This window comes from Cellulosimicrobium sp. NPDC030954 (assembly GCF_055571305.1).
The window spans coordinates 111,420-125,612 of sequence record NZ_JBVIFN010000010.1 but is presented as its reverse complement, the minus strand read 5'-3'; the positions used below and the strand labels follow the sequence as shown (position 1 = coordinate 125,612).

At 74.2% G+C, this 14,193-nt stretch carries 12 protein-coding genes, 1 tRNA gene and 1 other RNA gene; 13 read left to right on the top strand and 1 reads right to left on the bottom strand.

Annotation, left to right across the window (positions count from 1 at the left end):
• Positions 1 to 21: 21 nt before the first annotated feature.
• A complete protein-coding gene (locus ACZ402_RS17370) occupies positions 22 to 1,629 on the top strand; it encodes a glycoside hydrolase family 6 protein (protein WP_375825889.1) in 1,608 nt (535 codons plus the stop codon).
• A gap of 268 nt (positions 1,630 to 1,897) precedes the next feature.
• Here ACZ402_RS17370 and ACZ402_RS17365 read toward each other — a convergent pair.
• A tRNA-Ser gene (locus tag ACZ402_RS17365) sits at positions 1,898 to 1,983 on the bottom strand.
• A 132-nt stretch (positions 1,984 to 2,115) separates the two neighbouring features.
• On the opposite strand from ACZ402_RS17365, the gene ffs reads away from it, so the two are divergent.
• The 12 genes from ffs (at position 2,116) to ACZ402_RS17305 (ending at position 14,164) form a co-directional block, all read left to right on the top strand.
• An RNA gene (ffs, locus tag ACZ402_RS17360) (signal recognition particle sRNA small type) lies at positions 2,116 to 2,212 on the top strand.
• A 511-nt stretch (positions 2,213 to 2,723) separates the two neighbouring features.
• Positions 2,724 to 3,629 (top strand): MetQ/NlpA family ABC transporter substrate-binding protein, encoded by a 906-nt coding sequence (locus tag ACZ402_RS17355; RefSeq protein ID WP_375825888.1) that lies wholly within the window; start codon positions 2,724 to 2,726, stop codon positions 3,627 to 3,629.
• A gap of 181 nt (positions 3,630 to 3,810) precedes the next feature.
• A complete protein-coding gene (locus tag ACZ402_RS17350; RefSeq protein WP_375825887.1) occupies positions 3,811 to 5,019 on the top strand; it encodes a methionine ABC transporter ATP-binding protein in 1,209 nt (402 codons plus the stop codon).
• Positions 5,019 to 5,681 (top strand): methionine ABC transporter permease, encoded by a 663-nt coding sequence (locus ACZ402_RS17345; RefSeq protein ID WP_375825886.1) that lies wholly within the window; start codon positions 5,019 to 5,021, stop codon positions 5,679 to 5,681. The genes ACZ402_RS17350 and ACZ402_RS17345 overlap by 1 nt, the downstream gene beginning before the upstream one ends.
• Positions 5,682 to 5,827: 146 nt before the next feature.
• Positions 5,828 to 8,800 (top strand): DNA polymerase III subunit gamma and tau, encoded by a 2,973-nt coding sequence (locus tag ACZ402_RS17340; RefSeq protein ID WP_375825885.1) that lies wholly within the window; start codon positions 5,828 to 5,830, stop codon positions 8,798 to 8,800.
• 88 nt (positions 8,801 to 8,888) lie between these two features.
• Complete coding sequence (gene recR, locus ACZ402_RS17335) at positions 8,889 to 9,488, top strand: recombination mediator RecR (protein WP_375825884.1); 600 nt, start codon at positions 8,889 to 8,891, stop codon at positions 9,486 to 9,488.
• 17 nt (positions 9,489 to 9,505) lie between these two features.
• Positions 9,506 to 10,075 carry a DUF5063 domain-containing protein gene (locus ACZ402_RS17330; RefSeq protein WP_053371787.1) on the top strand — a complete coding sequence of 190 codons (570 nt, stop codon included), beginning with the start codon at positions 9,506 to 9,508 and terminating at the stop codon, positions 10,073 to 10,075.
• Positions 10,076 to 10,167: 92 nt separating this feature from the next.
• On the top strand, positions 10,168 to 10,983 hold the full coding sequence (locus tag ACZ402_RS17325) for a TSUP family transporter (protein ID WP_375825883.1): 816 nt from the start codon (positions 10,168 to 10,170) through the stop codon (positions 10,981 to 10,983).
• Between the two features lie 101 nt (positions 10,984 to 11,084).
• Positions 11,085 to 11,627, top strand: coding sequence for a histidine kinase (locus ACZ402_RS17320; RefSeq protein ID WP_375825882.1), 543 nt, complete (start codon positions 11,085 to 11,087; stop codon positions 11,625 to 11,627).
• Positions 11,628 to 11,699: 72 nt separating this feature from the next.
• A complete protein-coding gene (locus ACZ402_RS17315) occupies positions 11,700 to 12,542 on the top strand; it encodes a DUF4097 family beta strand repeat-containing protein (protein WP_375825881.1) in 843 nt (280 codons plus the stop codon).
• A gap of 30 nt (positions 12,543 to 12,572) precedes the next feature.
• Positions 12,573 to 13,403, top strand: a complete 831-nt coding sequence (locus ACZ402_RS17310; RefSeq protein ID WP_375825879.1) for an ABC transporter ATP-binding protein — start codon at positions 12,573 to 12,575, stop codon at positions 13,401 to 13,403.
• Entirely contained in the window at positions 13,400 to 14,164 is a 765-nt protein-coding gene (locus ACZ402_RS17305; RefSeq protein WP_375825878.1) for an ABC transporter permease, read from the top strand. Before ACZ402_RS17310 ends, ACZ402_RS17305 begins: the two co-directional genes overlap by 4 nt.
• The last annotated feature ends 29 nt before the right edge of the window (positions 14,165 to 14,193 follow it).

The window sequence follows — 14,193 nt, the reverse complement described above, 5'->3', positions numbered from 1 at the left end:
TGTCGATCGAAGGAGATCCGCATGAGACGTCGTGCCGTCCTGTCCACCGTCGCTGCCCTCGCGCTCGCGAGCCCCCTGCTCGCCGCCGCCGGCAGCGCCGGCGCCGCCCCCGTCCCGACCCCCGCCGCCGCCCCGGCTGCGGCCGTCCCCGCGGCGGACGACGCCGTCGGGCCGGAGACCCGCCTCTACGTAGACCCGTTCTCCACGACCCTCCAGGCCGCCGCCTCGCTCACCGGGCAGGCCCGCGCCGACGCCCAGCTCCTCGGGTCCTTCCCGTCGGCCTCGTGGTTCACCGGCGGCGCACCCGACGAGGTGCGCGACGACGTCGCGTCCGTCGTCCGGGCGGCCGCGGCCGACGGGTCGGTGCCGACCGTCGTCGTCTACAACCTGCCGTTCCGCGACTGCGCGCAGTACTCCGCGGGCGGCGCCGCGGACACGGCCGCCTACACGGCGTGGGTGGACGCCCTCGCCGAGGGGATCGGCGACGACCCGGCGATCGTGATCCTCGAGCCGGACGGGCTCGGGATCATCCCCTGGTACACCGACATCAACGGCAACCCCGAGTGGTGCCGGCCTGCCGAGCTCGACCCGGAGACCGCCGCGGCGGACCGGTTCGTCCAGCTCAACCACGCCGTCGACGCGCTCACCGCGCTGCCCGGCACGTCCGTCTACCTCGACGGGACGCACTCCGGGTGGCTCGGGGTCGGCGACATCACCGACCGCCTGATCAAGGCGGGCGTCGAGCGCGCCGACGGCGTGTTCGTCAACGCGTCGAACTACGTCGAGACCGAGCGCCTCGTGAAGTACGGGACGTGGATCAGCGACTGCGTGCACCTGTCGGTGAACAGCTGGTGGGAGCCCGCGTGGTGCGCGAGCCAGTACTACCCGGCGAACCCGGACGACGTCTCGACGTGGGGGCTCACCGACGCCGCGTACGCCCAGGCGTACGTCGACACGGGCGTCGTGCGCGACCCCGCGGCGCAGCCGCACGTCGTCGTCGACACGAGCCGCAACGGCCAGGGGCCGTGGACGGCGCCGGCCGGCGTCTACGCCGACCCCGAGGTGTGGTGCAACCCGCCCGACCGCGGGCTCGGCGAGCGACCCACGACGGACACCGGCGACCCGTTCGTCGACGCGTACCTGTGGATCAAGGTGCCGGGAGAGTCCGACGGCAAGTGCTACCGGGGCACCGGCGGCCCGCTCGACCCGGCCCGCGGCATCGAGGACCCCGCCGCGGGGCAGTGGTTCGTCGAGCAGGCCGCGGAGCTCCTCGCGCTCGCCGTGCCGCCCGTCGAGCGCCCGACCTGCGAGGTCGCGTACACCGTCCACGGGACGTGGCAGGGCAAGAAGGGCAGCGGCTTCATCGCCCAGGTCGAGCTCCGCAACACCGGCACGGCGCCGCTCGACGGGTGGGAGCTGCGCTGGACCCCCGACGGGGACCAGCGGCTCACCGACGTGTGGGGCGCGCAGGCCAGCCGGGACGGCGCCGCCGTCACCGCGCACAGCCTGTCGTGGAACGCGACCGTGCGGCCCGGCGCGACCGCGACCTTCGGCTTCGTCGCGTCGGGCGCGCCGGGTGCCGACCCGCAGCTCGTGACCCTCGGGGGGCGCCCGTGCCACGTCGTCTGACCCCTCGCCGCGGGGCCCCGCGCGACGCGCGTCGCGGAGATCACGGGCACTGGGGACGAGAGACCCCTGCCGTTCCGGGCCAGACACCCGTAGGCTGGGGGTAGCCGTCGGCGGCACCGCCGGCGCCACGTCCCGGCGCGTCGGACCGTCGGGACGTCGAGAGGCCCGTCGCACTCGTGCGACGGGCCTTTTCGGTCCTGGCGTCCGGGCGTGGTGCGACGGACGACGACGAAGGGCCCGCCGCGAGTGCGGCGGGCCCTTCGGTCTGCGGAGGATGGGGGATTCGAACCCCCGAGGGCTGTTAACCCAACACGCTTTCCAAGCGTGCGCCATAGGCCACTAGGCGAATCCTCCTGGTGCGACGGCCGACGCGCACGGGGCGCACCGACAGCAGCGCAACGAGGATACCGGACGGCGGCGCCCGGGCCGAATCGCCCCGCGCCCGACCGGGTTTCGGGTGGGGCGCCGACCTGGGCTAGGGTGGGCGCAGACCCCTCGTGCGGCATCATCTCGCCGAACTCCCCCAGGGCCGGAAGGCAGCAAGGGTAGGTGAGCTCTGGTGGGTGTGCGGGGGGTCCTTTGCTGTCTCCGGCCGGGACCCGGCTCGCCGTCACGCCGTCGCGGGTGTGGCGCAGATCTCTCTGACCGAGAGCGAGACGGGTGCCACGGCGGCGCCTGGCGCCCGGTATCTCCCGGTTCCTCCCGACGAATTCTCGCCATGCGACCAATTTCGCGTCCATATGATGGACGATCCGGCCCGGAGATTGGCGCGCGGGGCGTCGGCGTGCTCATGATGTCGGCATGATCCGGAACCACGTCGCCACCACGACCCCGAGCGCAGCGTCCTGCGCCGGCACGTCGTGCTGTCGTGGCGTGCGCACCGGGCGAATGTGCGGCTGCTGACGCCGTCGTGACCCGCAGGGAGACCTGCGCCGCACCTGCCGCGTCGTCCTGACGACGCCGCCCCCGCTCGCCGCGTGGCTGATGGCCCGCCGGAAGCACCCAGAACCCCACCCCTCGCAGGGCCGTCCCTGCACCCCGGCCGTGCCGGTCGCCACCCGTGACCGACGCCGCCGCCACCGGAAGGAACCCCCATGTCGTTCTCGACCACCCGCAAGCGTCTGACCTGGACCGCGATCGCCGCGACGGCCGCCCTCACCCTCACCGCCTGCGGCGGTGGTGACGACACCTCGGGCGGCGTCGCGAGCGGCGACGCCGCGGACCCGATCCGCGTCGGCGTCGTCGGTGCGTCCGACGACAAGTGGGCCGTGTTCCAGGAGCAGGCCGAGGCCGAGGGCATCGAGATCGAGCTCGTCGACCTCCAGGACTACACGCAGGCGAACCCGGCGGTGACGCAGGGGGAGCTCGACGTCAACCAGTTCCAGCACCTGCAGTTCCTCGCGGGCTACAACGTCGACGCGGGCGAGGACCTGACGCCGATCGGCGCGACCGCGGTCTACCCCCTCGGCCTGTACTCCTCCAAGCACACGTCGCTCGAGGAGATCCCCGACGGCGGCCAGGTCGCCGTGCCGAACGACCCGACGAACCTCGCCCGCTCGCTCCTCGTGCTGCAGGAGGCCGGGCTGGTCGAGCTCAAGGACGGCGGGAGCTCGCTCTCGACCGAGATCGACGTGCTCCCGACCTCCAAGGTGACGGTGACGCCGGTCGCGGCGGAGCAGACGCCCATCCAGCTCCAGTCCGTCGACGCGTCGATCATCAACAACGACTTCGTCGAGGATGCGGGCCTCACGCCCGAGGACGCGCTCTTCCAGGACGACCCCGACTCCGACGCCGCCAAGCCCTACATCAACGTCTGGGTCGCGCGGGCGGAGGACAAGGACGACGAGACGCTGCTCAAGCTCGTCGCGATCTCCCACTCGCCGGAGGTCGTCGAGGCGGAGAAGAAGGCCTCGGGCGGCACCGCCGTCATCAAGGAGAACTCGCCCGCCGAGCTCCAGGAGATCCTCGCCGGCATCGAGGACGACATCCGCAACTCCTGATGCCGTCGCTGCGAGGGCGGGCGCGCACGTCGCGTCCGCCCTCGCGCGCCGTCGTGCCCGGGGGAGGACGATGGCAGGCGAGCGGCACACCCCGACAGGCGGCCCCGACGACCCACCTGGTGACCCCAGGCGCACAGGCGGCCCCGGCCCGGAGGCCCGGCCTCCGACGAGAGGAACCGACGTGACCGACGTCCCCCACGACGAGGGCGGTGACGTGCAGCCCGCGATCGAGCTGCGCCACGTGAGCAAGACGTTCGGCGAGGGCGACGCCGTCGTGCACGCCGTCGACGACGTCTCGCTGAGCATCCGCCGCGGCGAGATCTTCGGCGTCATCGGCTACTCGGGCGCCGGGAAGTCGACGCTCGTGCGGCTCGTCAACGCGCTCGAGACGGTGACGAGCGGCGAGGTCGTCGTCGACGGCCAGGTGATCACCGGCCTGTCCGAGCGCCGCGTGCGCGAGGTGCGCTCGCGCATCGGCATGGTGTTCCAGCAGTTCAACCTGCTGTCGTCCCGGACGGTCGCCGGGAACGTGGCCTACCCGCTCAAGGTGGCCGGCTGGCCGCGCGAGAAGCGGGCCGCGCGCGTCGCGGAGCTCCTCGCGTTCGTCGGCCTCGCCGACAAGGCGAAGGCGTACCCGCGCCAGCTCTCGGGCGGGCAGAAGCAGCGCGTCGGCATCGCCCGCGCGCTCGCGGCGCAGCCCACGATCCTCCTCGCCGACGAGGCGACGTCCGCGCTCGACCCCGAGACGACGCGCGAGGTCCTCGCGCTCCTGCGGCGCGTCAACGCCGAGCTCGGCATCACGATCGTCGTCATCACGCACGAGATGGAGGTCGTGCGCTCGACGTGCCACCGCGTCGCGGTGATGGAGCACGGCAAGGTCGTCGAGACGGGCGACGTGTACGACGTCTTCTCCGCGCCGAGCGCCGACGCCGCGCAGCGGTTCGTCGGCACCGCGCTGCACGACCGCCCGTCGCGCGAGACGCTCGCCCGCCTGCGCGAGCGGCACCCGGGCCGGCTCGTCACGGTCGGAGTACGGGAGGGCGCGCACACCGGGTCGGACCTGTTCCGCCTGCTGCGCGAGCACGACGTCGACGGGTCCGTCGTCTACGGCGGCATCTCCGAGGTGGGGGAGCGCCCGTTCGGGTCGCTGACCGTCGAGCTCGACGCCCCGGAGGACCGCATCGCCCCGTTCCTCCTCGCGCTCGCCGAGCGCGCCGACGTCGTGGACCTGGGGACCGCGGCCCAGCCCCTCGACGACCCGCGCGTCGCGCGGCTCGACGCCGACCCGGGCGGCGGGGACGCGCCCGACGACGCGGGCGGCGACCTGGGCGACCCGTACGGGTCCGACCGCGAGACCCTCTTCCGCCACGGCAACCTCGGAGGACGCTGATGAACGGGGACTGGGAGCTCCTGTGGCCGAAGCTGGTCGAGTCGTTCGGGCAGACCCTCCAGATGGTGTCGGTCGCCCTGCTCACGGGCGGGCTCGCGGGCCTCGCGCTCGGCATCGCGCTCTACGTGACCCGGCGCGGCAACCTGCTGGAGAACCGCTGGGTCTTCGGCGTGCTCAACGTGCTCGTGAACATCGTCCGGCCCATCCCGTTCATCATCTTCGTCACGCTGCTCGGCCCCGTGACGCTGCAGGTGGTCGGGACGACGCTCGGCACCGAGGCGTTCATCTTCCCGCTGTCCGTCATGACGGCGTTCGGCACGAGCCGCATCGTCGAGCAGAACCTCGTGGGGATCGACCCGGGCGTCGTCGAGGCGGCGCGGGCGATGGGCGCGTCGTCGTGGCGCATCATCGCGACGGTCCTCGTCCCCGAGGCGCTCGCACCCCTCATCCTCGGGTACACGTTCCTGTTCATCGCGGTGCTCGACATGTCGGCGATCGCCGGGCTCATCGGGGGCGGAGGCCTGGGCGACTTCGCCCTCCGGTTCGGCTACCAGCGCTACAACTGGGGCGTCGTCATCGTCACGGTCCTCATCATGATCGCGATCGTCCAGCTCGCCCAGCTCCTGGGCAACTGGCTGGCCCGCAAGGCGCTGCACCGCTGACCCCCCCCGCCGAGATCGACCCGTACGTCCCCAGATCGACCTCCTGAGGGTCGATCTCGGACGTTCAGGTCGATCTCGCGGCGCTCCGCGTCGACGACGGCGGAGCGGCCTCGTGCCTGTGGGACGCGGCGTCTAGAGTGACGGGGGTGAGCACCGCCCTGTACCGCCGCTACCGGCCCGAGACCTTCGCCGAGGTGATCGGCCAGGACCACGTGACCGCGCCGCTCATGCAGGCGCTGCGCAGCGGTCGGGTGAACCACGCCTACCTCTTCTCCGGCCCGCGCGGCTGCGGCAAGACGACGAGCGCGCGCATCCTCGCGCGCACGCTCAACTGCGCGCAGAACACCCCGGACAACCCGCTCGACACCCCGTGCGGCGTCTGCCCCTCGTGCGTCGAGCTCGCGCGCGGCGGCCCGGGCAGCCTCGACGTCGTCGAGATCGACGCGGCGTCGCACAACGGCGTCGACGACGCCCGCGAGCTCCGCGAGCGCGCCGCGTTCGCCCCGGCGCGCGACCGGTACAAGATCTTCATCCTCGACGAGGCGCACATGGTGACGCCGCAGGGGTTCAACGCGCTGCTCAAGCTCGTCGAGGAGCCGCCCGAGCACGTGAAGTTCGTCTTCGCGACGACGGAGCCGGACAAGGTCATCGGCACCATCCGCTCGCGCACGCACCACTACCCCTTCCGCCTCGTCCCGCCGGACGTGCTCGGGCCCTACCTCGAGGAGCTGTGCGCCGCGGAGGGCGTGACGATCGGCGGCGGCGTCGTCCCGCTCGTCACGCGCGCCGGGGGCGGTTCCGTGCGCGACTCGCTGTCCGTCATGGACCAGCTCATCGCGGGCGCCCAGGACGGCGCCGTGGAGTACGAGCGCGCCGTCGCGCTCCTGGGCTTCACGCACGCGACGCTGCTCGACGACGTCGTGGACGCGCTCGCCGCGCGCGACGGCGCGAGCATCTTCCGCGTCGTGGACCACGTCATCGCCACCGGGCACGAGCCCCGGCGCTTCGTCGAGGACGTCCTGGAACGCCTGCGCGACCTCATCGTCATCGCCGTCTCCGGCGACGAGGCGCAGGCCGTGCTGCGCGACCAGCCCGCCGACCAGCTCGCCCGCATGCGGGCCCAGGCGCAGAACCTCGGCGTCGCCGAGCTCTCGCGCGCGGCCGACCTCGTCAACGCGGCGCTCACCGAGATGACGGGCGCCACCTCGCCGCGACTGCACCTCGAGCTCCTCATGGCGCGGCTGCTCCTGCCCGGGGCCGACGACGGCGCGGCCGGGTTCGCGGCACGCCTCGACCGGCTCGAGCGCGGCGGGCTGGGCACGGTCGCCGTCGCGCCGGCAGCCGTCTCGCCCGGGGCGGGGACGCCCGCCGGCGCCGCGGCCCCGGTGCCCGACGGCGCGGGGCCGGCTCCCGCCGCGGCCGCACCGGCGTCCGGTCTCACCGGCGCAGCCGCCGTGCGCGCCGCCCTGCGCCCCACCCGGTCGACCCCGTCCGCCCCCGCCGTGCAGCCGTCGGCCGGTGCCGCTGCGCCGACCGACGCGCGCCCGTCAACCGAGCCCCGCGCCGCGGCCGTCCCGGCGAGGACCGTCGAGGACGAGCGGGCCTCGGCACCGGCACTCGGCGCCCCGTCGGCACCGGACACCCCGCCCGTACCGCGCGAGGGCGGCGTTCCGTCGGGCATGACCGAGCCCGCGCCCACGGTCGCCGCGCCGCCCGCCCTGCCCACGTCGCCGTCGACCGCGGAGCCCAGCGGCGCCCCGGCGCAGGCGGTGCCGCCGGTCGAGCAGACCGGTACCGCGCGTCGGACCGGCCCGGTCGAGCCGACCGGTCCGGCGGAGCAGGACCACGCGGACGCCGATGCAGTGACGCACGAAGACGCCGCGTCGCCGACGCGCGAGGAGGCGGCGCCGCCCGTGCGTGCCGAGGCGTCCCCCGCAGGGCTGGCAGCAGGCCGTCCGGCGCAGCCGACGGCGAGCGCCCCGTCCGGCGCCGCGAGCCCGGCGTTCACGACCGAGGAGCTCCGGCGGCGCTGGCCCGAGGTGCTGGAGAACCTGCGGGCGAATCCCGTCACGTGGTCGCTGGTCGGCCCGAACGCGCAGGTCGCGGAGCTCGGCCAGGGCGTGCTCTTCCTCGCCTTCCCGTCGCCGGGCCTCGCGCGCACCTTCTCCTCGTCGCGGCACGTCCATGCGGTGCAGGACGTCGTGTATCAGACCCTCGGGCTCCAGGTGCGGGTCGAGGCGCGGCTGGACGAGGGCGGGGCGGCCGGCGCCGGGCGCACCTCGGCACAGGACCCTGCGGCCCCGGCACCCACGGGCCCCGGTCAGGGGCCGGCAGCGCCCGGCCCCGGCGGGACCGGTCGTGAGACCGGCTCCGGAGGGGGCAGCGCGTCCGTGCCACTCGCGACGGTCGGCGCGCCGGGCGGGACCGTGGCGTCCGGCACGGCTGCCTCCCCGACCGCGCTCGCGACGGGCGCGTCCGCGCCGCGCGGCGCCGTCGCGTTGCAGGAGCGACCGGTCGAGACGGACGTCGCCGGCGGCGACGCGGACCCCGGACCGGTGGTCGACGCCGCGGACGAGGCCTGGCTCGCCGGAGCCTCGTCGCCGTCGCCGTCGCCGTCGCCCGAGCCTCGGCTCGACGCCGCCGACGAGGCGTGGCTCGCGGGGGCGCCTGCCGAGCCACCGGCCGATCTCGACGACGGCCCCGAGCCGGAGCCTGTTCTCGACCGCGCCCCGGAGACGCGCGCGGCGCCCGGCGCGCAGACTCCGGCCGCCCGGGCACCGGTCTCGCCCGTGAGCCCTGCACCGGCCACTCCCGCGCTGCCGCCGCGTCCGGAGGCACCCGGCCGCACGGCGTCGGTCGCTCCGGTGGACGCGTCGGGAGCCCCGCTGCGCGGGGTCTCCGCCGCACGCGCGGCCATCGCAGCGGCCACGACGGCCCGCGTCGCCCGACCCGCTGAGGCGCCCGCCCGGCGGGACGCGCCGTCGACGGTCGACCCGATGGACGACCTCCCGTCCGCGGACGACCCCGACATCGTCTCGACCGGTCTGGTCGGGACGGCGCTCGTCGTGAGCCTGCTCGACGGCAAGATCATCGAGGAGATCCAGGACCAGGGCGTCTGACCGTGAGCACGTCGGGACAGGGCGGCCGTCGGTCATGACGGCGGCGGGCCGGGCCCGCGCTGTGGGCCGCGCCCCGTAGGCTGGGGGCGTGTACGAAGGCGCTGTCCAGGACCTGATCGACGAGCTCGGCCGACTCCCCGGCGTCGGGCCCAAGAGCGCGCAGCGCATCGCGTTCCACCTGCTCGCCGCCGACGCCGTCGACGTGCGGCGGCTCGCCGACGCGCTCACCGAGGTGAAGGCGCGCGTGCGCTTCTGCGAGACGTGCGGCAACGTCGCGGAGTCCGAGCAGTGCCGCACCTGCGCGGACCCGCGCCGCTCGCCCGAGGTGATCTGCGTCGTCGAGGAGCCCAAGGACGTGGTCGCGATCGAGCGCACGCGCGAGTTCCGTGGGCGGTACCACGTGCTCGGCGGCGCGATCAACCCGATCGAGAACGTCGGTCCGGGCGACCTGCGGATCGCCGAACTCATGGCGCGCCTCGCCGACGGCCAGGTGACCGAGGTGATCCTCGCGACCGACCCGAACGTCGAGGGCGAGGCCACGGCCACGTACCTCGCGCGCATGCTGGGGCCCATGGGCCTGCGCGTGACCCGCCTCGCGTCCGGGCTGCCGGTCGGGGGAGACTTGGAGTACGCGGACGAGGTGACGCTCGGCCGGGCGTTCGAGGGCCGACGCCTCGTCGGCGGCTGACGAGAAGGGTGGCGAGCATGGGGGAGATCGAGAACGACCCCGACCTGCGGGAGATCGCCGAGGGCATGGCCGCGCAGGCGCGCGCGTTCCTCACCACCGCGACCCAGGTCGCGTCCGGGGCCGCGCCCGGGGCCGTGCTGCCCCTGCTGCTGCTCGCCCTGTCCGACGCGCTCGCCGCGGGCGCGCGCCTCGGGGCCATGGGCGACGTCGTCCCGGTCGAGCGCTTCGAGCCCGACGCCGGCCGCGACACCGACGTGGACCCGCTGCGGACGGCGCTCTCCCAGCTCTTCGACGGGTTCGACGACTACGCCGAGATCACCGACCCGCTCGTGGGCGCCGAGGTCGGCGCCGCGTCCCTGTCGGGAGACCTCGCGTGCGTCGCGGAGTGCCTCGCCAAGGGCCTCCAGCACTACGACGGCGGCCGCGAGCTCGAGGGCCTGTGGTGGTGGCAGTTCTCCTACGTCTCGCTCTGGGGGGAGCGCGCCGCGAGCGCGCTGCGCGTGCTGCAGCTCGCGCTCGCGCACCTGCGCCTCGACGTCGAGGACGACGTCGCGGCCGAGGCCGAGTACGACGCCCTCCAGTCCTGACGCACGTCGCGGTTCGAAGCCTGTCCGGCGGACCGGATGCGCACGGCCGGGACGCAGGACCACCGACCGAGGCGCTGTGGTACCACTAGGGGGTGCTGCCCGCCTTCTCCCTCCCGGTCTCCGGCGGGCTCGAGATCGACGGCCTGACCGTCCTCCTGCTCGTGCTCGCCGCCCTGACGGCGGGGTGGATCGACGCCGTCGTCGGCGGCGGGGGTCTGGTCCAGCTGCCCGCGCTGCTCCTCGTGCCCGGCATCAGCCCGGTCCAGGCGCTCGCGACGAACAAGCTCGCGAGCATCATGGGCACCTCGGTGAGCGCCGCGACGTACTACCGGCGGGTGGGCCCCGACCTCCGGACGGCCGGACCGATGGCGCTCGCGGCGCTGGTCGGTGCCATCGGTGGCGCCGCCCTCGCGTCGCGCATCCCCGCCGAGCTGTTCAAGCCGATCATCCTCGTGGTGCTCGTCGGGGTCGCGGCCTACACGATCGCGAAGCCGAAGCTGGGGCACACGACGAACCTGCGCTGGGAGGGCAACGGCCACCGCTGGGCCGCGGCCGGGATCGGCCTCGTCATCGGCACGTACGACGGCCTGCTGGGCCCGGGCACGGGGACGTTCTTCGTCATCGCGCTCGTGAGCATCCTCGGGTACGCGTTCCTGCCGGCGTCGGCGCTCGCGAAGATCGCGAACTTCGCGACGAACGCGGGCGCGCTGATCTTCTTCGTCCCCTACGGCGCGGTGCTGTGGGGCCTGGGCCTGCTCATGGGTGCGGCGAACCTGCTCGGCGCGTACGTCGGGGCGCGCATGGCCGTGGCCAAGGGCAGCGCGTTCGTCCGCGTCGTGTTCGTCGTCGTGGTGGGGGCGCTCATCCTCAAGCTCGGCTACGACGTCGTCACCGACCTGGGCTCCTGACGCCACGCTGACCAGCGCGGACACGCGCCTGGTGTCATGTGGTGTCGCGATGTTGTCGCGAGGGGTTGCTATGACACCACGAATGGTGCCATGATGGCGTCATGGACCTCACCCCGTATGTCGACGACCTCCAGAACCGCCTCGCCGCCGCCGCGGACGCCGCGGGGGACGACGGCCGCCGGCTCGCCGAGCGGCTGACCGCACCGCTCGACGCGGCCGTGCGGCTCGTCCTGCTCGACGCGCTCTCGGACGCGGCGGGCGAGATCTCCGCGGAGCTCGCGCCCGGCTCGGTCGACGTGCGGCTGCGGGGCGGCGCCCCGGAGTTCGTGGTCGCCGCCCCGGCCCCCGCGGCCCCGGCCACGGCACCCGGCGCGCCGGCGTACGGCGTCGCCCCGGCCCCGGACGCGCTCCCCGGCGTGGCGGTCGCCGACGTCGAGTCCGGCGCCACGACCCGCACGACCCTGCGCCTGCCCGACCACCTCAAGACGCAGGCCGAGACCGCCGCCGCCCGCGACGGCGTCTCCGTCAACACGTGGCTCGTGCGCGCGGTCGCCGCGGCGCTCGAGCAGTCCACCGGGCGCCCGGCCGCGCAGGCCCGCCCGCAGCCGCGCGGCTCCGCCCGCGTCACCGGCTGGGTGCGCTGACCCTCCGGTCCGCACGCCCGCCTCTCCTCCCACCCGCTGACACCACACCGACACCACCGTTGGAGCTCCGTCATGCCCACTTTCCCCGCCTCCCAGCCCGTCCCGGTCGTCGTGGACGTGCCCTTCGCCAACCTGCACGTCGTCGCCGGCGACCGTGACGACGTCGTCGTGACGGTCCTGCCGACGGACCCCGCGAAGTCGGGCAGCGTCCGCGCGGCCCAGGACGTCCGGGTCGACCGCGACGGGGACGCCGTCACGATCCTGTACCCCGGGTCGTGGAAGCAGTTCGTCCTGCCGTTCGCGGCCGGGACCGCCGACATCACGGTCGAGCTCCCCGCCGGCTCCGACCTGCGCGGCAAGGCGGGCACCCTCTACACCGAGGGCTCGCTCGGCGACGTCGACATGACGCTCTCCGTCGCCGACGTCCGGCTCGAGGACGTCGAGCGGCTCGCCCTCAAGGCCTCGGCGGGGTCCGTCGTCGTCGGTCGCGTCGCCGGCACCGCCGACGTCAAGGTCAGCGCCGGCTCTGTGCGCATCAGCGAGATCGCCGGCGACGGGACCATCAAGGCCAGCAACGGCACGACGACGGTCGGCGCCGTCACGGGCACGCTCGCCGTGCAGGGCGCGCACGGCGAGATCGCCGTGAACCGGGTGGTCGGCACCCTCACCGCCAAGTCCGCGCACGGCGGCATCCGGGTCGACCGCCTGGAGTCCGGCAGCGTCACCCTCAGCACGTCGTTCGGCTCGATCGACGTGGGCGTGCCGGAGGGCACCGCCGCGTTCCTCGACGCGAGCTCCGAGCACGGCAGCGTCCGCAACCACCTGACCCCGACCGAGGGGCCCGTCGAGGACGAGGCCACCGCGGAGATCTACGCCAGCACCGGCTTCGGCGACGTCGTCGTCCGCCGACCCTGACCCACGCCTGAGAGAGACGGAGACCTGGACATGTCTGTCGACCAGTCGCTCGCACCCGCGGTGCGGGTCCGAGGCATCGAGAAGTCGTTCGGCGACCTGCACGTGCTGCGCGGGGTCGACCTGGACGTCGCGGCGGGGAGCATCTTCGCGCTGCTGGGGTCCAACGGTGCGGGCAAGACCACGCTCGTGCGCATCTTGTCGACGCTCCTCACGCCCGACGCGGGCGCCGCGAGCGTCCACGGGCACGACGTCGTCGACGAGCCGGGGCCGGTCCGGGAGTCGATCTCCCTGACCGGGCAGTTCGCCGCGGTCGACGAGGTCCTCACGGGCAGGGAGAACCTCGTGCTCGTCGCCCGGCTGCGCCACCTGAAGGACCCCGGACAGGTGGCGGACGACCTGCTCGCCCGCTTCTCCCTGACCGACGCGGGCTCGCGCCGGGCCGGGACCTACTCCGGCGGGATGCGCCGTCGCCTCGACATCGCGATGAGCCTGATCGGCGACCCGCCGGTCATCTTCCTCGACGAGCCGACGACCGGCCTGGACCCCCAGGCGCGCATCGAGGTCTGGGCCACGGTGCGCGAGCTCGCCCAGGGCGGCACGACGGTGCTGCTCACCACGCAGTACCTCGACGAGGCCGAGCAGCTCGCGGACCGGATCGCGATCCTGCACCGCGGCACCATCATCCAGAACGGCACCCTGGCCGAGCTCAAGGCGCTCCTGCCGCCCGCGCAGGTCGAGTACGTCGAGAAGCAGCCGTCCCTGGAGGACGTCTTCCTCACCCTCGTCGGCGAGACCGGCGAGCACCCCGCGACCCCGACGACCGCCGAGGGCACCCAGCCCGCCGGAGAGGAGCTCCGATGACCACGCACGTCCTGGCCGACACCCGTGTCCTGACCGGCCGCTCGCTGCGGCACATCCTGCGCAGCCCGGACACGATCATCACGACCGCCGTCACCCCGATCGCGCTCATGCTGCTGTTCGTCTACGTCCTCGGCGGCGCGATCGACACCGGCGCCGCCGGGTCGTACATCGACTACATGCTGCCCGGCATCCTGCTCATCACCGTCGCGTCGGGCGTCGCGTACACGTCGTACCGGCTGTTCCTCGACCTGCAGGGCGGCATCTTCGAGCGCTTCCAGTCGATGCCCGTCGCGCGGTCCAGCGTCCTGTGGGCGCACGTGCTCACGTCGCTCGTCGCGAACCTCGTCTCGGTGACGATCGTCGTCGGCGTCGCGCTCCTCATGGGGTTCCGCACGGGGGCGTCGGTGGGCGCCTGGCTCGCCGTGCTCGGCATCCTCGTCCTGTTCACGCTCGCCCTGACGTGGCTCGCGGTCGTCGCGGGGCTGTCGGCGAAGACGGTCGACGGCGCCTCGGCGTTCAGCTACCCCCTGATCTTCCTGCCGTTCATCAGCTCCGCGTTCGTCCCCACGGACACCATGCCGGCCCCCGTCGCCTGGTTCGCGGAGAACCAGCCCGTCACCGCGATCGTGAACACCCTGCGCGCGCTGTTCGGTGGCCAGCCCGTCGGCGCCGACATCTGGGTCGCGCTCGCGTGGCTCGTCGGGATCCTCGCCGTCGCGTACGCGTGGGCCGTCGCGATCTACCGGCGCAAGATGCGCTGACCTGCACACAAGAACGGTCCCGGCACGGG

Bases quoted from the DNA above. Each gene is read 5' to 3' on its own strand.
- ACZ402_RS17370 (WP_375825889.1), top strand. From the start codon at position 22: ATGAGACGTCGTGCCGTCCTGTCCACCGTCGCTGCCCTCGCGCTCGCG.
- ACZ402_RS17355 (WP_375825888.1), top strand. From the start codon at position 2,724: ATGTCGTTCTCGACCACCCGCAAGCGTCTGACCTGGACCGCGATCGCC.
- ACZ402_RS17345 (WP_375825886.1), top strand. From the start codon at position 5,019: ATGAACGGGGACTGGGAGCTCCTGTGGCCGAAGCTGGTCGAGTCGTTC.
- ACZ402_RS17330 (WP_053371787.1), top strand. From the start codon at position 9,506: ATGGGGGAGATCGAGAACGACCCCGACCTGCGGGAGATCGCCGAGGGC.
- ACZ402_RS17320 (WP_375825882.1), top strand. From the start codon at position 11,085: ATGGACCTCACCCCGTATGTCGACGACCTCCAGAACCGCCTCGCCGCC.
- ACZ402_RS17315 (WP_375825881.1), top strand. From the start codon at position 11,700: ATGCCCACTTTCCCCGCCTCCCAGCCCGTCCCGGTCGTCGTGGACGTG.
- ACZ402_RS17310 (WP_375825879.1), top strand. From the start codon at position 12,573: ATGTCTGTCGACCAGTCGCTCGCACCCGCGGTGCGGGTCCGAGGCATC.
- ACZ402_RS17305 (WP_375825878.1), top strand. From the start codon at position 13,400: ATGACCACGCACGTCCTGGCCGACACCCGTGTCCTGACCGGCCGCTCG.